Genomic DNA, 24,375 nt, shown 5'->3' with positions numbered 1-24,375 from the left:
ATGACGGGCAAATGAACAGGTATGTAATTCTGCCGATCACCTCCATATCCCATGCGCACCCCTTTTACTCGCCGCAGATAATCCCCATCAAAGGTGTTTTCCAGGAAATGGGGTGCGATGAAGCGGTTGCTCGGCATCGCCCTGGCGCTGCTGCTCGCCGCCGTGGTCGCGGTGGCCCTCTACCTCGGCAACGGCGGCGGCGAACCCGTCGTGGTCCGGGGGGTGATCGGCTCGGAGAAGGAGCCGTTCTTCAACGACCCCCGGGTGCGCGCGGCGTTCGAGAAGCACGGGCTGCGGGTGGAGGTGGAGACCGCCGGATCCCGGCAGATCGCCGTGGGGTCCGACCTGGACGGCTACGCCTTCGCCTTCCCCTCCAGCCTCCCCGCGGCGGAGAAGATCAGGAAGGACCGGAAGGTCGCCCGGGTCTACTCCCCCTTCCACTCGCCCATGGCGGTGGCCACCTTCGAGCCGATCGTCCGCGTCCTGGCCGGCGCCGGGCTGGTCCGCGACTCCGGTCAGGGCCACCAGCTCCTCGACATCGCCGCCTACCTCGACCTGGTCGCCGAGGGGGCCCGCTGGGACCGGCTGCCCGGCAACACCGCCTACCCCGCGCGCAAGCGGGTGCTGCTGACCACCACCGACGTGCGGACCTCCAACTCCGCCGCCATGTACCTGGCGATGACCAGCTACGTCGCCAACGGCGACGACGTGGTCGACTCCGCCGCGCAGGTGCCCCGCCTGGCGGAGAAGCTGGCGCCGGTCTTCCTCGACCAGGGCTACTCGCAGGCCTCCAGCGAGGCGCCGTTCCAGGACTACCTCGTCATGGGGTCCGGCAAGACGCCGATGGTCGTGATCTACGAGGCGCAGTACCTGTCCCGGCTGTTCTCCGGCGACGGGTCGATCACCTCCGACATGCGGCTGCTGTACCCGGCGCCGACCGTGCTCAGCAAGCACACGCTGGTGCCGCTCGGCGAGCACGGGGAGCGGGTCGGCCGGCTGCTCACCGAGGACCCCGAGCTGCGTGCCCTCGCCGTACGGCACGGCTTCCGCACCGCCGACCCGAAGTCCTTCACCGACCTGGTCGCCGCCCACCGGGCGCCGGTCGCGCGGAACCTGGTGGACGTGGTCGAACCACCCGCCTACGAGCACCTGGACCGGCTCATCGCCGGCATCGAGCGGCTCTACGCCGGCGGCGCCGCACCGCGGACCGAGGGAGGGTCCTGACCGTGGCAGAGAGCACGACAGAGAGCGCGGCAGAGAGCACGGGGACCGCCGGGAACCCGGGGACCGCCGGGAACCCTGCGAGCGCAGCCGGGAGCGGCCTGACGCCCGCCCCGTTCATCCCGCCCGCACCGTCCGCCCCGTCCGCCCCGCCCGTCCCGGCGGCGGGCGGCCTGACGCTCACCCCGCCGGCCCCGGTGGCGGCCGTCCCGGCGCAGCAGGCCGCGACCATGCTGCCGCTGCCCGAGGAGCGCCGGGCCGAGCTGACCGCCAAGGCCCGGGACTTCGCGGCGGAACTGGCCGCGATGGACCCCCGGGTGCCGGACTTCACCCGCCGGGTGGACGACATCGCCTCGATGGGCGACGGCGAGATCCGCTCCGCCTCGCAGGTGGCCGGCCGCATGCTCCACCGGCCGGTGGCGGCCCTGTCCGCGGCCAGGGGCGAGGGCGCCGACGCCCAGGCGCGGGTGGCGGGGCGGCTGGTGGAGCTGCGCCGTACCGTGGTGGACCTCGACCCGAAACAGGCGGCGAGCGGGCCGCGCAGGCTGCTGGGGCTGATCCCGTTCGGCGACCGGCTCCGCGACTACTTCGCCAGGTACGCCTCCGCGCAGAAGCACCTCGACGACATCGTCCGGGCGCTGAAGTCCGGACAGGACGAGCTGCTCAAGGACAACGCCGCGATCGAGGGCGAGAAGGCGAACCTGTGGGAGGCGATGACCCGGCTGCAGGAGTACGCGGTACTGGCCGCCGCGCTCGACACCGCCCTGGAGGAGCACCTGCTGCACCTGGAGGCCACCGACCCGGGGCGGGCGACCGCGCTCCGCTCGGACGCGTTGTTCCCGGTACGGCAGAAGCACCAGGACCTCCTCACCCAGCTGGCCGTCTCCGTGCAGGGCTACCTGGCCCTGGACCTGGTCCGCAAGAACAACCGGGAGCTGATCAAGGGCGTGGACCGGGCGACCACCACGACGGTCGCCGCGCTGCGCACCGCGGTGATCGTGGCCCGGGCGCTGGCGAACCAGAAGCTGGTGCTGGACCAGATCACCGCGCTCACCACCATGACCGGCGACCTGATCCTGGCCACCGGCGAGATGCTCCGCACCCAGGCCGGCGCGATCCAGAACCAGGCCGCCGCCACCACGGTGGACATGGACACGCTGCGCCGGGCGTTCGACGACGTCTACGCCACCATGGACATGATCGACTCCTTCCGCGCGCAGGCCGTGCAGAACATGGCCGTCACCGTGGAGAGCCTGACCGTCGAGGTGGAGCACGCCAGGACCTACGTCGAGCGGGCGGCCTCGCGGGCCGTCGAGGGGCCGGAGGCGGGCCGATGAGCGCACCGCCCGGCGGCGCCCGCCGTACCGCGCGGGGAGCACAGGAGACCCGAGGGGCACGAGGGACATCAGGAACTCGGGGGGCTCCGGCGGCTCCAGGGACGCTGCGGCGGCTGACCGCCGCAGCGGTGGCGGCGGTGTCGGCGCTCGTCCTGGCGGCGTGCGGGGCCGGCGGCGCACCGGGAGACGGACCGCAGGACGGGCCGGACGTGCTTCGGGTCCTGGCCGGCAGCGAGGTGGCGGACCTGGAGCCGCTGCTGGGGCAGTCCGGCGTGAAGGTGCGGCTCACCTACGCCGGCACTCTGGACGGGGCCGAGCAGGTGGCCTCCGGCGGCGCCGACGGCCGGTACGACGCCGTGTGGTTCTCCTCCAACCGCTACCTGTCGCTGATCGACGGCGCGCGGGCCCGGCTGTCCACCGAGACGCCGACCATGGTCTCCCCGGTGCTGCTCGGCCTGCGCACCGCCAAGGCCGCCGAGCTGGGCTGGGCGGACGGCCGCGCCACCTGGGAGGAGATCGCCACCGCCGCCCGCGACGGGCGCTTCACCTTCGGCATGACCAACCCGGCCTCGTCCAATTCGGGCTTCTCCGCGCTGGTCGGCGTGGCCGCCGGGCTGTCGGGCGCGGACGGGGCGCTGACCGCCGAGCAGGTCGCCGTGGTGACGCCGCGGCTCAAGGAGTTCTTCGCCGCCCAGAAGCTCACCTCCGGCTCCTCCGGCTGGCTGGCCGAGGCCTACGCGCGCGACGGCGGGGTGGACGGCATCGTCAACTACGAGTCGGTGCTGCTGGGCATGGAGGGCCTGACCCTCGTCCGCCCGTCCGACGGCGTGGTGACCGCGGACTACCCGCTGACCCTGCTGGCCTCCGCCCCGGCGGAGAAGAAGGAGCTGTACGGCAGGCTGGCCGCCTGGCTGCGCACCCCGGACACGCAGCGGAAGATCATGACCGACACCCACCGGCGGCCCGCCGTGCCCGGGGTGCGGCCCGGCCCGGAGTTCGGCACGGAGCCCCTGCTGGAGCTGCCGTTCCCCAACCGCCGGGGCACCGCCGACGGGCTGATCACCGCCTACCTCGACGAACTGCGGGCCCCGGCGCACGCGTTGTTCGTGCTGGACACCTCCGGCTCGATGCGGGGCGAGCGGATCGACGCGCTGCGCAAGGCCCTGGTCACGCTGACCGGCGCCGACCGCTCGGCCTCCGGGACGTTCTCCCGGTTCCGCAGCCGCGAGACCGTGACCATGATCCCGTTCAGCGGGAGCGTGGGCGAGACGCGCTCCTTCACCCTGCCCGAGAACGCCCCGCAGCAGGTGCTCGCGGACATCCGGCGGTACGCCGAGGGGCTCCAGGCGAGCGGCGGCACCGCGATCTACGACGGGTTGCGGGCCGCCTACCCGGAGAGTCTCAGGACCGATCCCGGCCACTTCACCTCGATCGTGCTGATGACCGACGGGCGCAACACCGACGGCGCCTCCTTCGAGGACTTCGCGTCGCTGTACCGGATGATCCCGCAGGGACGGCGGGCGCGGACCTTCGTGGTGCTGTTCGGCGAGAGCGACGCGGAGGAGATGACGCGCGTCGCGACGCTGACCGGGGGCGCCGTCTTCGACGCCCGCGACGGCTCCCTGGCCGAGGCCTTCAAGGAGATCCGTGGCTACCAGTGACCGGCGCCGCGGGAGGGGCCGGGCGGGCTCCGGCGGGGTGGCACGCTATCTCGGCTCCACCCGCAACATCGCCGGCTGCGTCCTCGCGCTGACCGGCCTGGCGGCGCACTTCCTCGGACTCGCGGGCACGCTCTGGCCGCTGGTGGTGGCCGGCCTGTACGGTGTGGGCGCGCTGCTGGCTCCGCCCGAGCGGGCCCGGACGGCCCCCTCCCCCGCCGAGGCCGAGACCGGTGCGCTCCGCGCCGACCTGGACGCGCTGCGCAGGCGGGCGACCGGGTCGGAGCGGTTCCCCGCCGACGTGACCGCCCGGGTGGAGGAGCTGGCCGGGCTGCTGGCGGGCATGCTGGAGCGGGCGGAGGCGCTGGCCGCCTCCCCCGACCACCTGCACGTCGTCTCCCGGACGATCCGCGACTACCTCCCGGCGAGCCTGGAGGCCTACGCCAACCTGCCGCGCGCCTACGCGCTGGAGCGCCGGGACGGCCGCGGGCCCAGCGCCCACGAGGAGCTCCTGGCCCAGCTCGACCTGCTGGACGACGGGCTCCGGGAGATCGCCCGCGCCGTGCACCGGGGCGACGAGCAGGCGCTGCGCGATCAGGGCCGCTTCCTGCGCGACCGGTTCGGCCGCTCCGAACTGGACCTCTAGCGCCGGATCCGCCCCCGCGGCGTTTGCCGACCCGCTCCGGGGATAGGGGCTGTCCTCGTCGGAGAACGCACCTACGGAGGGACGATCATGGGCACCGAGGACAAGATCTCCAACAAGGCCGAGGAGCTCAAGGGCCGGGCCAAGGAGAACGTGGGATACGCCACCGGTGACGAGGAACTGCGCGCCGAGGGCCGGGCCGACCAGGCCGAGGGCAGCCTCAAGCAGGCGGGCGAGAAGGTGAAGGACGCCGGCAAGAAGATCAAGGACGCCTTCACGAGCTGACGCGCCACGGCGACGCGGCGGGGGACGGGATCGGCCGTCCCCCGCCGTTTCCGTGCCCGCGCCGCCCGGCGTCCCTGCGGAGATGACCTTTTCTCCCCGTCCGCTCATGTACGCACACCTTTGCCCATTCGCCTGCGCGCACCTGTGCGCCCGGAGACGGACGGTCTCCGGGCAGGGCGGGACGCGGCCCCGGTTTCGGCCCGCGAACCCGGGTAGGCCACCGGTACACGAAGGGAGAACGACATGACAGAGCACCGGACGGTGCCCGAACTGATGCAGGAGAACGACGTCATCGATCTGCTGATCCGGCAGCACGCGCTGATCAGGGACCTGTTCGACGAGGTAGAGAGGGCGACCGGCGCCGAACGGGCCGACGCCTTCCAGCGACTGGTCCGCATGCTGGCCGTGCACGAGACCGCCGAGGAGGAGATCGTGCACCCCTACGCCCGCCGCAAGCTGGAGGGCGGGGACGCGGTGGTCGACGACCGCCTGGCCGAGGAGCACGAGGCCAAGAAGCTGCTGATGGCGATGGACAAGGCGGGCCCCGAGGACTCCCGGTTCCTGACGAACCTGGCCGTGCTGCGGGCCTCCGTGCTCGCCCACGCCAGGAGCGAGGAGCGCTACGAGTTCACCCAGCTGCGCGCCCGCACCAGCCAGACCGAGCGCCGGGCGATGGCCGCCGGGCTGAAGGCCGCCGAGGCGATGGCCCCCACCCATCCCCACCCGGGGGTCGAGTCGGCGACCAAGAACCTGCTGGTGGGCACCCCGGTCGCGATGATGGACCGGGTCCGCGACGCCGTCCGCAACGCGATGGGCAAGGACGGCTGAGCCGCCCCGCACGCCGTACGGCCCGCACCCCGGGTGAAGGGGTACGGGCCGTACGGCGTGCGGGCGCCGGGAGGGCGCCCGCGACCGACGCCTAGCTGATGCCGCGGAGGCTGGGGACCGGGTGCTCGCCCTCCGTCTGGTGGCGGTACTCCCGGCCGGACTTGGCGCGGTTCTCGTCGATGACGAGCTCGCTCGGCGGCTTCTCCCCGCCGTGGATGGACTCCTGCAGCTTCTCGAACCGCTCGTGCATCTCCTGCACGTAGCCGGTGCCGATCGTGGTGTGGTCGATCTGCGTGGCCAGCAGCTCGCGCACGTACTCCTTGTTCGGCTCGAAGGTCACCGGCGCCGGCAGGTACGGGGCCACGACCGCCTCGGGGTCGCGGCCGTCGTTCCTCTTGAACAGCTCGGCGGCGATGCGCAGGTGCTCCAGCTCCATGTTGAGATGGAGCTCCCAGACGGCCTTCACCTTCGGGTCGGACTCGGTCTCCATGAACGAGTGGTACAGGTAGCACTCGTTGTACTCGTGGTTGAGCAGCATCTCCCACCACGTCTCCCCCGGGTCCACCAGGGACTCGTAGTGGGTGACGTGCTCCTCCTCGATGAGCCCGATCTCCTGGTAGAGCTGGCGGGCGATCGGCTCCATGTAGGTCGGGCCGACGTTCATGTAGAAGTTCATGGTCTGCTGCTCGGCCGCCATGATCGTCAGCGCGTGCAGCTTCGAGATCGGCTCGGTGACGCTCCTGTCGTACGGCGCGCGCACGTTGTCGATCGGATGGCGGTGGTGCAGATAGGTGGGGCGGCCGGGCATGACCTCGGTCAGCCCGTCGACGATCCTCTCCGCCTTGCGGTGCTCGATCATCTCGAACAGGTTGGCGTAGCGGTACAGGTGGTCGAAGTCCTCCAGCACGCCGAACTGGTAGGCCTGCTTGAGGTAGGGGTCCGGCTCCATCCGCGCGACCCAGGCGGTCAGGTCCACCGCGACCTGCTCGTAGGCGAGCGTGGTCTCCAGCACCGAGGCCAGGCCCGGCAGCAGCCAGTTGACGACCTTCTGCTGCTGGGCCTCGATGTAGCGGACCTCGGCCAGCTGCTGCTTGATCAGCGGGTCCGGGCAGTGCCGGGCGAAGTGGTGGCTGAACATGACCGCCTCGACCTCGATGCCGTTCATCGCGATGACGCGGCACCGGGTGTAGGGATCGGAGTGGTCGGGGTCGATCGGGTCGACGTTCAGCTCACGCCAGTTGCGCAGCTGCCGGTCCAGCGGGATTCCCCGCTCCTGCAACGGATTGAAGGACATTCGCCTCTCCTCGTTCGGTGGCCGTGGCGTGGATCGGCTGCCTTACCCGCTCGTTCCGCGGAGCAACCCGGCCTCATCCGCCACCTTCCCCGGACCGTCCCTCGCCCCTGGCCGCGGCAGGAAAAATCATCGTCAACCGCGCGTTCCTCCGATCAGTCCTCTCCGGTCGAGCCGGGGGCGGGGTCGCTCAGGTCGTAGCCGCGGGCCGCCAGCGCGGTCTCGACCGCCGCGCACACCGTCTCCACGACCGTGACCCGGGCCAGGCGCTTGTCGTCGCCGGGCACGACGTGCCAGGGGCCGTCGGGGTGGTCGGTGCGCTCCAGCATCTCCTCGACCGCGATCTCGTACTGCGCGCGCTTCTCCCGGTTGCGCCAGTCCTCGGGGGTGAGCTTCCAGGCGCGCAGCGGGTCGTCGGCCCGGTCCTGGAAGCGGCGGAGCTGCTCCTCCTCCGAGACGTGCATCCAGAACTTGACGAGGATCATGCCCTCGGCGGCGAGGGTCCGCTCGAACTCCACGATCTCGCCGTAGGCCCGCCGCCACTGCTCCTCGGTGGCGAAGCCCTCCACCCGCTCCACCAGCACCCGCCCGTACCAGGACCGGTCGAGCACCGCCATGCCGCCCCAGCCCGGCAGGACCGGCCAGAACCGCCAGAGGAAGTGGTGGCGCTTCTCGTCGTAGGTCGGGGCCGCGAACTGGGCGACCCGCACGTGCCGCGGGTCGAGCGGGCGGACCAGGCGCTTGATCGCGCCGCCCTTGCCGGAGGCGTCCCAGCCCTCGAACACGACGCAGAGCGGCGGGCCGACGCGTTTGTCGCCGATCTGCCCGCCGAGCATGAGGCGCAGCCTCAGCAGGCGGTGCAGCGCGGCGTCGAGCCGCTCGGACGCCTCCTTCTTGTGCAGTCTCCGGGACAGGTCGATCTCAGCCAGTCGGTTCATGCCTCCCAGCCTCGCACGCCCCGGTGCAGGCGGCTCCGGTACACCTCGCGGGCCCGGTCGTACAGGGCCAGGTGGTCGGCGAGCTGCCCGGCGCTCTCGAACCGGCCCTCCTCGCGGACCATCGCCTCCAGGCCGTCCAGCCACTCCAGGCACCAGCGGACGTCCTCGGGCCGGGCCACCCGGCGGCCGTCCACGTCCAGGTGGACCGGGCTGGTGTGGGCGTGCACGCCGGTGGGGTGGAAACTGCGCTCGTGCGGCCCACCGGAGGCGACCGCGACCACGTACGTCGGTTCGGTCACGACCAGCTCCGCGGTCACCTCGGTGACCGGTGCGCCCCCCGGCGCACCGCCGGGTCCCGCGACCGTCACACCTCCACCGGGTCCCGCGACCGTCACACCTCCGCCGGGTCCTACGGCGATCACCCCGTCGGCGGTGCGGAGCTCCAGCCGCTCCACCTCCGGCCCGACCGCCCTGGCCGTCACCGTCACCCGGGCCCCGGCCGGCAGGTCCAGGGCGTCGCCCGGCCCGTGCCCGTCCACCGACAGCTCCAGCCACGGCCCGGTGGTGCCGAAGGTCCGGCCCCGCCGGATCGCCTCGGCGAACGACTCGGCGGTGAGCGGCCCCTCCACCCGGGCGTACACCCGCGCCCACCCCGGCGGGCTGGACTGGCAGCCCCGGCGGGCGAAGGAGATCATGGAGTCGGTCCCGGCGGTGACCGCCAGCCGGTTGCCGGCTCCGAGCAGGCGCCGGTAGACGAGGGCGGTCCCCTCGACCGAAGAGTGGTTGAGCACGTCGAGGGCGTCGACCAGGCCGAGCGCCGCGTCGGCGACGATCTCCCGCGAGGAGCAGTTGCGCCGGCGGAGCAGGACCGCCTCCGGGCCGTCGGTCTCGGAGACCGGGGCGTGGAAGGGGTGGCTGTAGCCGGTGACCGCGCCCAGCGCCCGCAACTCCCGGCAGGCCGCGCTGTTGGGCGGCCAGTCGGCGGTGCCCAGGAAGCCGGTGTGGAAGCGGGACGGCGGGCCGGCCGGGGCGAAGGCGTAGAAGTGGCCGAGCAGGTCGTTGCGGTACTCGACGCCGAGCCGGGCCAGGTGGGCGGCGTCCGACCACGGCAGGTCCTCGCCCGCCCAGTGCTCCAGCGCCTCGGCGTCGTAGACCCGCGCCGAGGAGACGTTCCCGGCGACCAGGTTGAGCACGTGCAGGTCCTCGCCGTGCTGCATGGCCGCGGCCAGCGCCGGGGTGCCGACCATGTCCCCGGCCCAGTTGAGGTGGACGTGCATGTCCCCGCCGTACCAGCCCCGGGCCGCGGCGTCGTGCAGCCGCTCGGGCGCCAGCTCGACCAGCGTCTCCTCCCCGGCGACCGGGGTGACCGCCGCCTCCGCGGAGCCGTACTCCATGCCGCGGGCCACCCGGACGGTGAGCGGCTCGGCGGGCACGTCCAGCACCAGGTCGTCGCCGTGGAAGTAGGGGCGCACGTGGGCGTCGCGCCGGTGCGGGGCCCCGGCCGGGTACCAGCCCTGGCCGTGCTCGCCGTACACGCTCCACCGGCACGGCATGCCCGCGCGCAGCCGCAGGCGGGCGGTGGCCGCGGGGCGGGTCAGCGGGGACAGGTCCACCGGCGACCCGTCGGCGGCGACCTCGACGGCGGAGGTGATCGGGATCAGCAGCGCGCCGCCCGGGGCGACCTCGTACGCGCGTCCGCCCACCACCACGGTCGCGGGCCCGGTGCGGGCGGAGTCGACGAGCAGCGTCGTCTCCAGCGGCCGTCCGTCCAGTACGGCCTGCGCCTTGGCCTCCAGCACCGCCCCGTCGGCGGTGAGGCGGAGCGCCGCCAGGTTCTCCAGCACCTCTCCGGCGAGGACGTCCCTGACCACCTCGGCCATGTCGAGCTCGACGAGGTGGTCCTCCAGCTCGCGGGGGTCGGCGTCCGGGTGGCGTTCGGCGACCTTCCGGTGGCAGACGCCCCAGAAGTCGCGCGGCCCCATGAGGTAGGCGTCGGTGGCCATCGACATGACGTAGAAGATCGGGTCCTCGCCCCAGGTGACCCCGTGCGCGGCCAGCAGCGCCCGGTAGTCCTCCAGCGCCCCGGCCACCGCCGGAGGGAGAGCGGGATCGTCGCACATGCATGCTCCTCGGACGGATTCATCGTGATCTCCGCAATCGTGACACGGCGAGCACGGGCCGTCAGGAGCGCGTCCTCCCGAGGAGGTGGTTCATCCCACCCGGGTGGACGGATGTCTCTACCGGGTGGGCTCCAGCCTCCCCGGACCGGCGGCCTCGGCGCGGCCGAGGCGGACCTTCATCGCGTGCTCCACCAGGGTGATCAGGATCTCCTTGCCCGACTGCCGCCGGCGCGCGTCCCCGAGCACGATCGGGACGTCCTCGGGGAGGGTCAGCCCGAGCCGCACCTCGTCCAGGTCGTAGCGGCGGGCGCCGTCGAAGCAGTTCACCGCGACGATGAAGGGCGTGTCCCGCCGCTCGAAGTAGTCCAGCGAGGGGAAGCAGTCGGCCAGCCTGCGGGTGTCGGCCAGCACGACCGCGCCCATCGCACCGAGCGCCAGCTCGTCCCAGAGGAACCAGAACCGCTCCTGGCCGGGGGTGCCGAACAGGTAGAGCCGGTAGGCGTCGCCGATGGTGATGCGGCCGAAGTCCATCGCGACGGTCGTGGTGCCCTTGCCCTCCACGCCGGACAGGTCGTCGATCCCGACGCCCCGGTCGGTCAGCGTCTCCTCGGTGCGCAGCGGCTCGATCTCGGAGACCGCGCCGACCAGGGTGGTCTTGCCCGCCCCGAACCCGCCCGCGACCAGGATCTTGATCGCCTTGGGCAGCACGGCCCGCCCGGCGTCGCGGCTAGAGCGCACGGAGTCCATCCAGCACCGCCCGGTACAGCCTCTCGTCGTTCATGTCCGTCTCCATCTGGGGTTCCTGCAGGGTGATGTAGCCCTGGTCGAGCAGGTCGCCGAGCAGCACGCGGACGGTGCCCGCCGGCAGGTTGACGTGCGCGGCGATCTCCGCCACCGACTGCGGCTGGAGGCAGAGCCGCACGATGGCCAGGCACTCCGGTCCCAGCTCCGTCTCCCCCGGCACGGCGGGGCGGAGGGTCACCGCCAGCGTGATGAGGTCGAACCGGCCGCGGGCCGGTTCGGTCCGGCCCCGGGTGAGGACGTACGGCCGGACGATCGGGCCCGCCTCGTCGCCGACCCACTGGACGTCGGGGTGCTCGTCGCGGGGACCCATCACGCGGCGTCGCCCTTGGCCGGGGCGCCCGCCGTCCGGGCGGGTGAGGTGAGGTACTGGCCGACGCGGGTGACGAGCATGGCCATCTCGTAGGCGACCAGGCCGACGTCGGCCTCGTGCGTGCAGAGCACCGCCAGGCAGGCGCCCTGCCCGGCCGCGGAGACGAGGAGGTAGGCCGAGCGCATCTCGATGATGGTCTGGCGCACCGCTCCGCCGCCCACCCGGTCGCTGACCCCCCTGCCCAGGCTCTGGATCGCCGACCCCACCGCGGCCAGGTGCTCGGCGTCGGCCGGGCCCAGCCCCGCCGAGGCGGCCATGAGCAGGCCGTCGGTGGAGAAGACGATGCCGTTCTCCGCCCCGGCCACGCGTGTGACCAGGTCGTCCAGCAACCAGGCCAGGTCGGTGACGGATCCTGTTCCCTGCACCACTTGTCGTCCTCTCTTCGCCGTTCGGGCTCCGGCCTCCGGAGCCCGCGGGCACGCGTGGATCACGGTCGTCGCGGGGATCACACGGGCGGCCGGTCGCCGTCCGCGGAACCGCCGTCCCCGGCGAGCAGCTGCGCGGCGTCGGACCGGCCCCGGCGCGTTCCCGCCTGGAAGGAGGAGAAGGCGGCGCGGATCTCCTCGGGGGAACGCCCGTCGTCTTGTCCGGGGTCCTCGGCGGGCTGCTCCGGGAGCGGGTCGTCCTCGCGCAGCGGCACGGCGAGGTGGGTCTGGGGGACCCGGCGCGGCAGGCCGCCCGGGGTGTGGCTGGTGTCCGGCGGCGGCAGGATCGAGGGCGAGGACGATCCGGAGAGGGTCGCGCCCGCCCCGGCGTCCGTCCGCCCGGAGACGGTCTCTGCTCCCGGCGCTCCCGGCGCTCCCGCCGGGTCCGGGGAGGCCGGGGAGGCCGGGGTCTCCGACGGGGCGGCCTCCCGCGCGGGCGCCACGGCGACGACCGCACCGGCCGGGCCGGAGTTCTCGGCACGGGCCTGGGGGATCGCCCCCGCCCGGACGGCCGGGACGCTCCGGGCGGCCGGAACGGTCACGCCCCCCGCGTCCTCGGGGGCGTGAGCGTCCCGGCCGATCAGTTCCTGCGGGATCAGCACCACGACGGTGGTGCCGCCGTACGGCGAGGCCTTGAACGTCACCCGGATGCCGTGCCGCTCGGCCAGCCTGCTGACGACGTACAGGCCCAGCCGGGCGTTGCCCGCCAGCTTGAGCTCGGGCGGGTTGGCGATCCGCTCGTTGGCGGAGGCGATGTCCTCCTCGCTCATGCCCAGGCCCCGGTCCTCGATCTCGATGGCGTAGCCGTGCGCCACGCTGTGCCCGCCGACCTTCACCGTCGTGTAGGGCGGGGAGAAGGACGCCGCGTTCTCGACCAGCTCGGCGACGAGGTGGATGACGTCGCCGACGGCCCGTCCGTCCAGCGACGCCTCCCCCATGGGGAGCACGTCGACCCGGGTGTAGTCCTCGATCTCCGCCAGCGCTCCGCGCACCACGTCGAGCAGGGGGACCGAGTCCCGCCAGGCGCGGCCCGGGGCGGCCCCGGCCAGGACGAGGAGGTTCTCCGCGTAGCGGCGCATGCGGGTCGCCAGGTGGTCCAGCCGGAACAGGTCGCGCAGCTCCTGCGGGTCCTGCTCGCGCCGTTCCATGGTGTCCAGGACGCTCAGCTGGCGGTGCACGAGGCCCTGGGTCCGGCGGGCGAGGTTGCGCAGGATGTCGGCGATGTCGCGCCGGAGCTGGGCCTGCTCGACCGCGACCTCGATCGCGGTCCGCTGGACGGCGTTGAACGCCTGGCCGACCTGCCCGATCTGGTCGTCGCCGAACCGCAGCGGCGGGGCCTCGGCCGCGACGTCCACCTCCTCCCCGTGGCCGATCCGGTCCACCACGCCGGGCAGCCGCTTGTCGGCCAGCTCCCAGGCGGCGGCCCGCAGCTTCTCCAGCTGCTGGATCAGGGCGCGGGCCGTGGTGATGGACAGGACCACCGAGGCGATGACGGCGATGAGCCCCAGGCCGCCGGCGAGCGCGAGCCGTACGATGACGCCGGTGGCGACCGGAGCGGACTGCTCGACCAGCCGGTCTCCGGCCCTCAGCACGAACTGCCACAGCTCCGCCTGCACGCGCTGCGCGGAGGCGGTCCACTGCCCGGCGTCGACCCGGTCCGCCGCTCCCGCCTGCCGGCCCTGGATCAGCCGGTCCTCCATCGCGCGCAGCCGGGTGAAGTGCTCGCCGCCGACCAGCCGCCGGTACTCCTCCTGCGCGGCGGCGGGCAGTTCGGCCACCGCCTGGGCGGTGAGGAAGCGCTGGGCGCCGACGATCTGGGTGAACCGGACGCGCTCGTCCTCGGTGAACCGCCCCGCCGTCAGGGCGCCCACGGCCAGGGCGTCCTCCTGCGCCCGGATCTCCGCGGCGTCCGTCAGGTCGATGAGCGTACGGGTGCTCTTGGCGATCTCCTCGTCGTCCAGGACCGCCATGGCGTCGTAGACGCGCCGGATCCCGTCGATGACGCCGGTGAGCGTCTCCGCGCTCCGGAACCGGTCCAGCCTGCCGCCGTCGATCGCCCGGCGGACCGCGCCCAGACCGTCCAGCCGCCGCAGGACCCCGTCGATCCGCCGGACGAGCTCGTCGCTGGCCGTCAGCCCCACGGTGAAGGAGGACGAGCGCTCGCGCAGGTCCGCCCCGGCCGCGTCGGTGCGCCGGCGCTGGGCTCCCAGCGCCTCGCGCTGCCGGACGCCGCCGCCGGGGTCTCCCAGCATGATCACGGTGAGCCGCCGCTCGGCCTGCAGCTCGACCAGGAGCCGTTCGCTCGGCTCGGCCACGCCGGAGTTCAGCGTGGCCACGCCCAGCATGTTCAGACCGTCACGGACGGTGACCCATGCGGTGAACGCCCAGAGGGCCGCGAGCGACACCAGCAGCGCTGTGACCTTGGTCCGCAAACGCGCATTGCGCAAGCGCATGGCACCACCCTGGGGGAAATGAAAAGAAATCACATTGCATTCGGCGGCGATGGACGCGTGAATCCACAGAGGCCGCATGACCGACGTGGTGGGGCACCGCCCATCGCACCCGCCGAACCATAGCAACGTCGGTAATTACACTCAAGGCAGCCCCGGACACATACGACCGTCTGTCCCTTTTGTTGCCCTAACTGCCAACGGTAAATATTCATCATAACATCTGTCATGACCGCCTTGCGGAGATTCGTCCCGAGACCAGGAACTCCCCGGCCAGGTGCAGCGCGCCCAGGACGGCCGCCCGGACGATCGCCGCCGGGAAGTACAGGTCCTTGTCGTGCCAGAGCCGGGGCCCCTCGTCCCCGTCCGCGGCGTCCGCCAGGAAGCGGCGTCCGCGCTCGACCGCCTCCACCGTCCCGGCGGGCGCGCCCCCGCCCTCCGGCAGGGTCAGCAGGAGGGTCTGCAGCGCGTAGGCGGTCTCCTCGGCCGTGCCCTCCCACCGTCCCCAGGACCCGTCCGGGTGCTGGCCGGCCAGCACCCAGCGCACGGCCCGCTCCACCGCCCCCGCCGACTCCGCGCCGCCGAACTCGTGCAACGCGAGCGCGCAGCAGGCCGTGGCGTAGTACGGCGAGGCGTGCCAGCGGTCCCGCCAGCCGCCCTCCTCGCTCTGGCAGCCGCGCAGCCGCGCGGAGACCTTGCGCGCCGCGGCCGCGTAACGCTCCGCGGGGAAGCCCGACGGGACCGGGCGGCCCGATGCGGGGAGGGGGGCCGCGGAGAACCCGGCGGGCGCGGCGGGCGCGCCCCTTCCGGCGGGGACGCGGGCGGTCGCGCGCAGGTGGCCGGTCGCGCGCAGGTGGGCGCCGAAGGCGTCGAGCACGTGCGCGTTCGTCGTCGGGGAGAAGCCCTCCTCCCCCTGCCAGGTGCAGAAGTGCGCCTCCAGCTCGTACGGCCAGAGCCCGTCCGGCTCGCGCGGCTCGCCGAGCAGGGCCAGCGCGTACAGCGCGACGGAGGTGGTGTCCGCGTCCTCCGGCAGGCCCGGTCCCGCGGCGACGCCCTCCGGCCCCAGCCCGTCCCGCAGGCTCGCCGTCAGCTCCGCCGGGACGTCCACCGGCACGCCGGCCCGGCGCAGCCAGCTCAGCACCCAGCCCCGCTCGAACACGGTGATGGGGATCGCGCACGGCACGGGCCCGCCGGAGTCCTCCACGACCGCCTCCAGGTAGCGCCGAACCTCGGCCGCCTCCCGGAGCCGCCGGGGGTCCTCGGCGGAGGGCCGCACCGCGCCCAGCCACGCCGCGCCGGCCGCGGGCGAGGCTCCGACGGACGCCAGACCCGGGCCGGCCGGAGTGGGGACGATCTCCGCCGCGGTCGCCGCGGGGCCCGCGATCTCCAGTGCGTGGACCAGCTTGCGCGGGACCCGTCCGCCCGCCCGCAGCCGCGCCCGGACCGCGGAGAGCCTGGATCCGTCCACGCCCGCGGGAAGACCGGGACCCTCGCCGTCCAGGTCCGCGCCGTCCAGGTCCGCGCCCTTTGGGTCCGCGCCGGCCGGGAGCCCGTCCGGCGGGTGGCCCTCCGCCAGGTGGCCGTCGATCAGGGAGACCAGGGCGGGCACGATCAGCTCGATCGCCGGCATGTCGGGCAGCGGCGGCCCGTCCGGGCCCGACCAGCGCCGGGCCGCCCCCAGTCCCCGCCGGACGGCCCCGGCCAGCACGACCGGGTCCGCGCAGGGGGACGGGCGCCGCAGCTCCGCCAGGAGCGCCTCGGCCGCGCTCAGCGTCGGGACGAGCGCGTACCCGCCCTCGGGACGGCCCCAGGCCCCGTCCGCCCGCTGGGCGGCGAGCAGGAAGCCGACCCGTTCGGCGTGGCCGGCCAGCCAGGGGGCGAGGCTCACCACGCGCCCGGTCTCGTAGACCGACGGGGACACCCGCCCCCACGGCCGGGTCAGGAGCCCGGCGACCAGCTCGCCGGCCTCGGCGACCGGATCGGGTGTCCCCGCGCCGCCGCCCGTCGCCCGTCGCCGGGCCGTCCCCGTGTTCACGTCGACGCTCACAGGGTCCCCCAGTAGTCGCCCACCCGGTAGAACCCGGCGCAGAAGTCCATCTGCCGCTCCAGGTAGCCCGCCAGTCCCGGCTGGGCGTCCCGCAGCGGCCCGATCAGTTCCCGGCTCCGGGCCGCGAGCGCGGCGACCCGCCGCTCCACCTCGGCGCGGTCCACGTCGAGCAGCAGGGCGTTGAGGTCGCCCCAGGCGACGTCCCGCTCGTAGGTGCCCAGGTCGTTGAGGAGGCGGATGACCCGCTGCACGGCGTGGCCCGCCTCCCGCACCCGGTCGGCGTCCGCCACCGGCCCCCCGTCCGAGACGTGGATCCAGTGGGCGGCGAAGACGAAGGAGAAACCGAGGTTGTCGGCGTTGCCGAGATACTCCTCGAACGTCGGGACGGACTTGCCCGCCTTCCAGCGCCACTCGGTGAGCATCCCGTCCAGCATGCGCTCCAGCTCGTCCCGCCAGACCGGCCCGAGCTCGGCGAAGGCGGGGCGGGAGGCGAGCTCGTCCCGGATGTCGGCGAGCATGCGGGCCAGGTCGTCGCCGTCGGCCGGCGGAGCCCCGCCGGCGACCTCCCGGCACCGCCGGGCGATCTCCTCGGCCTCCTGCGGCGAGGCCGCGACGTAGTCGACGAGCCAGTCCAGCCCGAACGCCCACAGGGTGGCCTTGTTGGCCATGCGCAGCTGCTCGGCGGTGAGCCACGGCCCGCTGAAGGCCATGGCGAGCGAGAGCGTGCTGTACAGGGCGGCGTCGAACGGCTTGGCGGAGAACAGGTCCGGATACGCCTGCGCCCATTCGCGCATCTCCCGCTGGGAGCGCCCCGCGACGGCGCAGACCGCCCCGCTCTCCACCGCCGCCACCCGGTCCCCGGGGCCGGAACGGGCCGCCATCACGCGCCTCCCCGGGCGGAGACGACCTCGGTCAGGTCCAGCTCGATCTTCTGCTCGGGGCGCAGGGACGCGCTCCGGGCGGGGGTGAACGGCCCCGGGCTCCGCACGGCGGTGCGGAACCGGCTCAGGATGGCGGCCACCAGCAGGGGCGCCTCGACGTAGAACAGGTGCTGTCCCAGGCACTGGTGCGGGCCGCCGCCGAAGGGGAAGTAGGCGTACCGGTGCCGGCGCTCCTGCCTCTCCGGCAGGAACCGGTCGGGGTCGAACTCCAGCGGCCGCTCCCAGAACGCGTCCAGCCGGTGGGTGGCGTAGGGGGTGATCAGCAGCTGTGAGCCCGCCTTGATCCGCACTCCGCCGATCACCCCGTCCTCCATCGCCATCCGCGGGAAGATCCAGCCCGCCGGGTACAGCCGCATGAGCTCCTGCAGGACCATCCGCGTGTAGCCCAGTCCGGGGACGTGCTCCGGCGCGACGGGGTCCGGGCCGACCACGCTCTCGATCTCCCCGCGCAGCCTCGCCGCCACCTCCGGGTGGGCGTCCAGCAGCGGCCACAGCCAGGTGAGGGTCATCGCCGTGGTCTCCGACGCCGCGCCGTACACGCTGACCAGGTCGTCGCGGATCTGCCGGTCGCCGACCTCCTCCCCGCGGTTCCGGCACAGGGCGGAGATGACGTCCGTCCCGTCACCGGGATCGGCCCGCGCCGCGCGGATCAGGGGGAAGACCACGTCGTCGACCGTCTTGACGGCCTCCATGAAGGCGCGGTCGCCGGGCACGCGCACCGCGTACGGGATGAACGGCATGAGCAGCCGGAGGCCGATCGAACCCGCCGCGGTGTCGTAGGCGGGGGCGAGGCGCTCTCCGTCCGCCCGGCTGATCTTGTCTCCGAAGAGCACCCGGACGACGGCCTGGTTGACGATGTCCTTCATCTCCCGGGCGGCGTCGATCGGCCGGCCGGCGCGGGCGTACCCGGCCAGCTCCCCGACCCGCTCGTTGATCGTCGCGGCCATCTCGTCGGCGATCCGGGCGACGTACCGGGAGGTGAACAGCGGCTGCAGCGCCTTCCTGCTGGACGTCCAGGGCTCGCCCTCACCGAGGATGCTGCTGCCGAGCATGCGCCCCAGAGGCTTCCAGAACACGCCCTCCCGCTGGTAGTTCGTCCACTCCGTGCGGAGCACCTGCTGGACGTGGTCAGGATGGGTGACCAGGTACGGCCGGAACGGCCCCAGGTCCAGCCGGACGACCTCTCCCCCGGCCTCCCGCGCGAACTCCGCCAGCGCGCTCACCGGGTCGCGCACCAGCCTCGGCAGCGCCCGGCGCATCGGAACGGACCTCACCCGCCGGGAAGGCCCGGCGTCCACATCGATCGGCACTGCCTGTCTCCCACCTGCGCGACGAGGATCCGCGGTGCGCGGCGGCACGGCGACATCAGGTGCGCAGACGGCGCCCGGCGGTCGGCGGTCGGACACGGATCGGCCGGCCCCGGCTCGCCGTCCTCCTTCTTCCGGAGGCTACACATTCACAGCGGACCACATCACGACATTCGTAATTCTCGGGACGAAGTATCACATGATCGACTACGGTTGATCAAGTTCGCATCCGCCCAGAAATCTCAACCGACAGGGAGAACCACGGCGTTAACCACGAATTAACGGAAGCGCCTTAATTGACGGCCGGCCCCGGCCCCCGGACGTCACGGAAAGTGACGATCCTTCCACGGTCAGGGCCGGGGACCGTCCTGGGCGAAGGCCTCCAGGATGCGGTCGGCGGCCAGCGCCGGGGTGAGGGAGCCGTCCAGGACCGCGCGCTCGACCTCCCCCGCGACGGCCGACACGCCCGGGTGGTCGTGCAGCCTCCGCAGGAGGCGGTCGGTGACCAGGGCCCACGTCCAGCCGACCTGCTGGCGCCGCCGCCGGTCGGCGAGCTCCCCCGACGCCTCCAGGGCGTCCCGGTGGACGGCCAGCCGCCGCCAGAGCTCCTCCAGACCGGCCCCGGTCAGCCCGCTGCAGGTCAGCACGGGGACCGCGCGCTCGGAGCGGAGCAGCCGCAGCGCCCCGGCCAGTTCCCGGGCGGCCCTGCGGGCGTCCTGCTCGTGCGGGCCGTCGGCCTTGTTGACCGCGATCACGTCGGCCAGCTCCAGCACGCCCTTCTTGATCCCCTGGAGCCCATCCCCGGTCCTGGCGAGCGCCAGCAGCAGGAAGGTGTCCACCATGTCGGCCACGGCGGTCTCCGACTGGCCGACGCCCACGGTCTCCACGAGCACGACGTCGTAGCCGGCCGCCTCCACGACGACCATGGCCTCGCGGGTCGCCTTGGCCACCCCGCCCAGCGTCCCGGAGGTCGGCGAGGGGCGGATGAAGGCGTTCTCGTCGGCGGCCAGCCGGGCCATCCGCGTCTTGTCGCCGAGCACGCTCCCGCCGGTCCGGGTGGACGACGGGTCGACGGCGAGCACCGCCACCCGGTGGCCCCGCCCGGTCAGATGGGTGCCGAGCGCGTCGATGAAGGTGGACTTGCCGACGCCGGGCACCCCGGAGACGCCGATCCTGCGGGCCTTGCCGGCCAGCGGCGTCAGCTCGACCAGCAGCCGCTGCGCCAGCTCCCGGTGATCGGCCCGGGTGGACTCCACGAGGGTGACGGCCCGGCCGATCCAGCGCCGCGAGCCGGACCGCACCCCGTGGAGGTAGTCGTCAAGACGCATGGCCGAGCCGGGCCGACAGGTCCTCCAGCAGGGTCAGCGCGGCGTCGGCGATGACGGTGCCCGGCGGGAAGACCGCCGAGGCGCCGGCGGCCCGCAGCTCGTCGACGTCGCCGGGCGGGATGACGCCTCCGACCACGATCATGACGTCGGCGGCGTCCAGCTCCGCCAGGGCCGCCCGCAGCGCGGGCACCAGCGTCAGGTGCCCTGCCGCCAGCGAGGAGACGCCGACCACGTGCACGTCGGCCTCGACCGCCTGCCGGGCGACCTCCTCGGGCGTCTGGAACAGCGGGCCGACGTCCACGTCGAAGCCGAGGTCGGCGAACGCGGTGGCGATCACCTTCTGCCCGCGGTCGTGGCCGTCCTGGCCCATCTTGGCGACCAGGATGCGCGGCCGGCGCCCCTCCGCCTTCGCGAACGCGGCGCACGCGGCCCGCACGGCCTCCACGCCGGAACCCACCTCCTCGCGGTACACCCCGGAGATCGTGCGGACCTGCCCGGCGTGGCGGCCGAACACCTTCTCCAGCGCGTCGGAGATCTCCCCGACCGTCGCCTTGGCCCGCGCCGCCCGCACGGCCAGCTCCAGCAGGTTGGCGTCCCCGGCCGCGCCCGCCGTCAACGCGGCGAGCGCGTCCTCCACCGCCCGCGGGTCGCGCTCGGCGCGCAGCCGGCGCAGCTTGTCCAGCTGGCTGGCGCGCACGGCGGTGTTGTCGACCTTGAGCACCTCGATCGGCTCGTCGGCGTCCGGGCGGTAGGTGTTGACGCCGATGACCGGCTGCCGCCCGGAGTCGATGCGCGCCTGGGTGCGGGCCGCGGCCTCCTCGATGCGGAGCTTGGGCAGCCCGGCGTCGATCGCCTTCGCCATCCCCCCGGCCTCCTCGACCTCCCGGATGTGCCCCCACGCCCGCTCGGCCAGCTCGTGGGTGAGCCGCTCGACGTAGTAGGAGCCGCCCCACGGGTCGATCACCCGGCAGGTGCCCGACTCCTGCTGCAGCAGCAGCTGGGTGTTGCGGGCGATCCGCGCGGAGAAGTCGCTCGGCAGGGCCAGCGCCTCGTCCAGCGCGTTGGTGTGCAGCGACTGGGTGTGGCCCTGGGTGGCGGCCATCGCCTCCACGCAGGTGCGCACGACGTTGTTGAACACGTCCTGGGCGGTCAGCGACCAGCCCGAGGTCTGCGCGTGGGTGCGCAGGGACAGCGACTTGGGGTTCTTCGCGCCGAAGCCCTCCACCAGCCGCGCCCACAGCAGCCGGGCGGCCCGGAGCTTGGCGACCTCCATGAAGAAGTTCATGCCGATGCACCAGAAGAAGGACAGCCGCGGCGCGAACCGGTCGACGTCCAGCCCGGCCGCCACCCCGGCGCGCAGGTACTCCACGCCGTCGGCCAGGGTGTAGGCCAGCTCCAGGTCGCAGGTGGCCCCGGCCTCCTGGATGTGGTAGCCGGAGATCGAGATCGAGTTGAACTTCGGCATCCTCTCGCTGGTGTAGGCGAAGATGTCGGAGATGATCCGCATCGACGGCGCCGGCGGGTAGATGTAGGTGTTGCGGACCATGAACTCCTTGAGGATGTCGTTCTGGATGGTCCCGGCCAGCTGCTCCGGCTCCACCCCCTGCTCCTCGGCGGCCACGATGTACAGCGCCAGGACCGGCAGCACCGCGCCGTTCATGGTCATCGACACGCTCATCCGGTCCAGCGGGATCCCGTCGAACAGCTGCCGCATGTCGTAGATCGAGTCGATCGCCACGCCCGCCATGCCGACGTCGCCGGCCACCCGCGGATGGTCGGAGTCGTAGCCGCGGTGGGTGGCCAGGTCGAAGGCGACCGACAGGCCCTTCTGCCCGGCGGCCAGGTTGCGCCGGTAGAAGGCGTTGGACTCCTCGGCGGTGGAGAACCCGGCGTACTGCCGGATGGTCCACGGCTGGTTGACGTACATCGTCGGGTACGGCCCGCGCAGGTACGGCGCGATCCCCGGATAGGTGTGCGGGAAGTCCAGGCCGGCGGTGTCGGCGGCGGTGTAGAGCGGCTTGACCGCGATGCCCTCCGGGGTCTGCCACACCAGGTCGGCGGGCGCCCGCCCGGTCGCCCGCCGTACGGCCTGCGCCCAGGCGGCCGGGTCCGGCCCGCCGGCCGCGCCCTCGGCCGGACCCTCGGCCGGGCTCCCGTCCGGGGCTCCGCCCCGCGCCGCGGCCCCGCCCGTCAGGGCGATCGTCGAGAAGTCGGGAATCGTCATCGGGCCTCTCCCTGCTCGTCGGGGACCGCCGCGGGGGCGCCGCCGGCGGCCGGGTCCGGGGCGCCGGAGCCCGCCGGACCGCCGTCGGCGGCCCGGCCCACCCCCAGGTCGTCGAAGGTCTCGCGGAGGACGGCCAGGGCGTCGCACCCGGCGTACACGGTGCCGTCCACGTTCGGGTAGGAGCCCCGGCCGGCCAGCCGGATCCGCGCCGCCCCCGCCCCGGCCAGCGCGGCGGCGACCGCCTCGGCGTGCTCGCCGTACAGCCGGTCGCTGGAGCACAGGCAGGCGATCCGCGCGCCGCTCGCGGTGAACGCGGCGGCGATCTCGCCGGGGTCGGTCAGCGGCCCGCAGGCGACGGTGGCCAGGCCGCCCGCCTGGAACAGGTTGGCGGCGAACGAGGCGCGCGCGGTGTACGCGGCCACCGGGCCGATCGTGGCCAGGAAGACGACCGGGCGGACCGGCTGGGCGTCGGCCAGGTCGCGCAGCGCCTCGAACTCCCCGGCGCGGTACACGACCGGCAGCCCCCCGGCGGCGACGGCGCCGGCCGGGGCGGTCGTCCCGGGCTCGGCCGCCCCGGATGCGGCAGGCGCGGCGGCACCGGCCGTCCCGGGGACGGCTGCGCCGCACGTTCCGGGCGCGGCGGGCCGGGGCGGTCGCCGCGGGAGCCGCTCGTCCAGGTTCGGGAACTCGCTGACCCCGGTGATCGGGTCCCGGCGGCGGGCGATGTTCGCCGCGCGCCGCTCCCGGGTGACGGCCAGCCGGTCGGCGACCAGGCCGGACTCCAGCGCCCGCGCCATGCCGCCGGCGCGCTCGATCTCCTGGAACCACGCCCAGGCCCGCTCCGCCAGGTCGGCGGTGAGCCGCTCGACGTAGAAGGAGCCGCCGGCCGGGTCGGTCACCCGGGCCACGTGCGCCTCCTCCACCAGCAGCGCGTGGGTGTTGCGCGCGATACGGCGGGCGAAGCCGTCCGGCAGGCCCAGCCGGGCGTCGAACGGCTGCACGGTCACCGCGTCGGCGCCGCCGATCCCGGCGGCGAAGCAGGCCAGGGTGGTGCGGAGCATGTTCACCCACGGGTCGCGGGCGGTCATCATGACCGAGGAGGTCACCGCGTGCTGCAGCTGCGCGGCCAGCGGACGCCCCGGGTCGGCCGGATCGGGCGCCGGGCCCGCCCCGCACGCCTCGGCCACCCGCGCCCATAGGCGCCGGGCGGCGCGGAACTTGGCGACCGTGAGGAACTGGTCGGCCGTGGCCGCGTAGCGGAACTCCAGCTGCCCGAACGCCTGCTCCAGGCCCAGCCCGCCGCCGGTCAGCGCCCGCAGGTAGGCCACCCCGGTCGCCAGCGAGCAGCCCAGCTCCTCGGCGTCGCTCCCGCCCGCGTCGTGGTACGGCGTCGCGTCCACCACCAGCGCCCGCAGCCCGGGGAAGTCCGCGGCGCACCGGCGGGCCAGCGCGACGGCCTCCTCCGTCGCGGGGCCCGTCGCCGCGTCCGTCCGGGGACCCGTCCGGGCGTCCGCCGGGCCCTCCGCGCCGCCCTCCGCACCGCCATCCGCGGGGGTGGTTCGCGGGCGCGCCGTGCTTCCGGTGCGGGCGCGCAGCCCCAGGGGGTCGGCGCCGAGGTTGCCGGTGAGGCCCGGCGCCGCCGAGCCCGCCGCCGCCCGCCGCGCCGCGATCGCCAGCAGCGCCTCGGCCGCCGCGCCGGTCCGCTCGCCCGCCTCCAGGACGACCGAGATCAGCTCCAGGTGGACCCGCTCCAGCACCCGCGGCAGGTCCTCGGGGGGCAGGGCGAGCCAGAGGGAGGTGACGCCGTTCTCCAGGTCGGCGAGGACCGCCTCGGGATCGGCGGCCTCGTGCCGCTGCCGGACGTCCCAGCCGCCGCGCACCGGGCGCGGGCCCCGCAGGTAGGGGGCGGCTCCCGGCAGGCCGGGGTCGCCGGGCAGGTCGGCGGCGTCGTACAGGGGCGCGACGGTCACGCCGTCGTAGGTCGTCGAGGCCAGCGCCTCCTCCGGGGAGGACGCCTCGACCCCGGACTTGCGCAGGACCCCGAGCGCCAGCTCCCGCCACTCGTCACGCGTGGGCGGCGGGAGGTCCGCTGCCGACCGCAGGGCCGGCCGGAGCTCCTCAGGTGGGACGGTCATGCAGGGGATAGTAAGCCGTCGCT

At 74.0% G+C, this 24,375-nt stretch carries 19 protein-coding genes; 6 read left to right on the top strand and 13 right to left on the bottom strand.

From position 1 onward, the window contains the following. Window positions 1-117 precede the first annotated feature (117 nt). The 6 genes from HS045_RS25995 to HS045_RS25970 all read left to right on the top strand — a co-directional run bounded on the left by HS045_RS25995 (window position 118) and on the right by HS045_RS25970 (window position 5,972). Window positions 118-1,224, top strand: a complete 1,107-nt coding sequence (locus HS045_RS25995) for a hypothetical protein (RefSeq protein WP_196454097.1) — start codon at window positions 118-120, stop codon at window positions 1,222-1,224. Window positions 1,225-1,226: 2 nt separating this feature from the next. After that, window positions 1,227-2,558 (top strand): toxic anion resistance protein, encoded by a 1,332-nt coding sequence (locus HS045_RS25990; RefSeq protein WP_307827723.1) that lies wholly within the window; start codon window positions 1,227-1,229, stop codon window positions 2,556-2,558. Window positions 2,559-2,695: 137 nt separating this feature from the next. Further along, complete coding sequence (locus HS045_RS25985) at window positions 2,696-4,219, top strand: substrate-binding domain-containing protein (RefSeq protein WP_307827722.1); 1,524 nt, start codon at window positions 2,696-2,698, stop codon at window positions 4,217-4,219. Beyond that, the gene (locus HS045_RS25980) at window positions 4,206-4,862 is read left to right on the top strand and encodes a hypothetical protein (RefSeq protein ID WP_196454095.1); all 657 of its coding nucleotides are present in this window, start codon (window positions 4,206-4,208) and stop codon (window positions 4,860-4,862) included. The genes HS045_RS25985 and HS045_RS25980 overlap by 14 nt, the downstream gene beginning before the upstream one ends. 87 nt (window positions 4,863-4,949) lie before the next feature. Continuing rightward, window positions 4,950-5,144: a CsbD family protein gene (locus tag HS045_RS25975; RefSeq protein ID WP_196454094.1), complete on the top strand. Its 195-nt coding sequence runs from the start codon at window positions 4,950-4,952 to the stop codon at window positions 5,142-5,144. A 243-nt stretch (window positions 5,145-5,387) separates the two neighbouring features. Then, window positions 5,388-5,972: a hemerythrin domain-containing protein gene (locus HS045_RS25970; RefSeq protein ID WP_230884823.1), complete on the top strand. Its 585-nt coding sequence runs from the start codon at window positions 5,388-5,390 to the stop codon at window positions 5,970-5,972. 91 nt (window positions 5,973-6,063) lie between these two features. Here the strand turns inward: HS045_RS25970 and HS045_RS25965 are convergent, their stop codons facing one another. From HS045_RS25965 to HS045_RS25905, 13 genes are all read right to left on the bottom strand, one after another. Further along, entirely contained in the window at window positions 6,064-7,266 is a 1,203-nt protein-coding gene (locus HS045_RS25965; RefSeq protein ID WP_196454093.1) for a hypothetical protein, read from the bottom strand. A gap of 152 nt (window positions 7,267-7,418) precedes the next feature. Beyond that, window positions 7,419-8,201 carry a polyphosphate kinase 2 family protein gene (locus HS045_RS25960; protein ID WP_196454092.1) on the bottom strand — a complete coding sequence of 261 codons (783 nt, stop codon included), beginning with the start codon at window positions 8,199-8,201 and terminating at the stop codon, window positions 7,419-7,421. Next, window positions 8,198-10,321 carry a CehA/McbA family metallohydrolase gene (locus tag HS045_RS25955; RefSeq protein ID WP_196454091.1) on the bottom strand — a complete coding sequence of 708 codons (2,124 nt, stop codon included), beginning with the start codon at window positions 10,319-10,321 and terminating at the stop codon, window positions 8,198-8,200. The genes HS045_RS25960 and HS045_RS25955 overlap by 4 nt, the downstream gene beginning before the upstream one ends. A gap of 117 nt (window positions 10,322-10,438) precedes the next feature. Next, window positions 10,439-11,068, bottom strand: coding sequence for an ATP/GTP-binding protein (locus HS045_RS25950; RefSeq protein WP_196454090.1), 630 nt, complete (start codon window positions 11,066-11,068; stop codon window positions 10,439-10,441). Further along, window positions 11,049-11,435, bottom strand: a complete 387-nt coding sequence (locus HS045_RS25945; protein WP_196454475.1) for a DUF742 domain-containing protein — start codon at window positions 11,433-11,435, stop codon at window positions 11,049-11,051. Before HS045_RS25945 ends, HS045_RS25950 begins: the two co-directional genes overlap by 20 nt. Continuing rightward, the gene (locus HS045_RS25940; protein ID WP_307827720.1) at window positions 11,435-11,860 is read right to left on the bottom strand and encodes a roadblock/LC7 domain-containing protein; all 426 of its coding nucleotides are present in this window, start codon (window positions 11,858-11,860) and stop codon (window positions 11,435-11,437) included. Before HS045_RS25940 ends, HS045_RS25945 begins: the two co-directional genes overlap by 1 nt. Before the next feature lie 80 nt (window positions 11,861-11,940). Next, complete coding sequence (locus HS045_RS25935; protein WP_196454088.1) at window positions 11,941-14,373, bottom strand: nitrate- and nitrite sensing domain-containing protein; 2,433 nt, start codon at window positions 14,371-14,373, stop codon at window positions 11,941-11,943. Window positions 14,374-14,596: 223 nt separating this feature from the next. Further along, window positions 14,597-16,417, bottom strand: a complete 1,821-nt coding sequence (locus HS045_RS25930) for a terpene cyclase/mutase family protein (RefSeq protein ID WP_307827719.1) — start codon at window positions 16,415-16,417, stop codon at window positions 14,597-14,599. Next, entirely contained in the window at window positions 16,414-17,298 is an 885-nt protein-coding gene (locus HS045_RS25925; protein ID WP_230884822.1) for a terpene synthase family protein, read from the bottom strand. The genes HS045_RS25930 and HS045_RS25925 overlap by 4 nt, the downstream gene beginning before the upstream one ends. Further along, window positions 17,298-18,668 carry a cytochrome P450 gene (locus tag HS045_RS25920; RefSeq protein WP_196454086.1) on the bottom strand — a complete coding sequence of 457 codons (1,371 nt, stop codon included), beginning with the start codon at window positions 18,666-18,668 and terminating at the stop codon, window positions 17,298-17,300. Before HS045_RS25920 ends, HS045_RS25925 begins: the two co-directional genes overlap by 1 nt. 347 nt (window positions 18,669-19,015) lie before the next feature. Beyond that, complete coding sequence (gene meaB, locus HS045_RS25915) at window positions 19,016-19,993, bottom strand: methylmalonyl Co-A mutase-associated GTPase MeaB (protein WP_196454085.1); 978 nt, start codon at window positions 19,991-19,993, stop codon at window positions 19,016-19,018. After that, window positions 19,983-22,217 carry a methylmalonyl-CoA mutase gene (gene scpA, locus HS045_RS25910; protein WP_196454084.1) on the bottom strand — a complete coding sequence of 745 codons (2,235 nt, stop codon included), beginning with the start codon at window positions 22,215-22,217 and terminating at the stop codon, window positions 19,983-19,985. The genes meaB and scpA overlap by 11 nt, the downstream gene beginning before the upstream one ends. After that, the gene (locus HS045_RS25905) at window positions 22,214-24,352 is read right to left on the bottom strand and encodes a methylmalonyl-CoA mutase family protein (protein WP_196454083.1); all 2,139 of its coding nucleotides are present in this window, start codon (window positions 24,350-24,352) and stop codon (window positions 22,214-22,216) included. The genes scpA and HS045_RS25905 overlap by 4 nt, the downstream gene beginning before the upstream one ends. Window positions 24,353-24,375: the final 23 nt, after the last annotated feature.

This window comes from Planomonospora sp. ID82291 (assembly GCF_015711645.1).
Classification (GTDB): Bacteria; Actinomycetota; Actinomycetes; order Streptosporangiales; family Streptosporangiaceae; genus Planomonospora.
The sequence above is the reverse complement of the archived record's forward strand: the minus strand, read 5'-3'. Positions and strand labels throughout refer to the sequence as shown.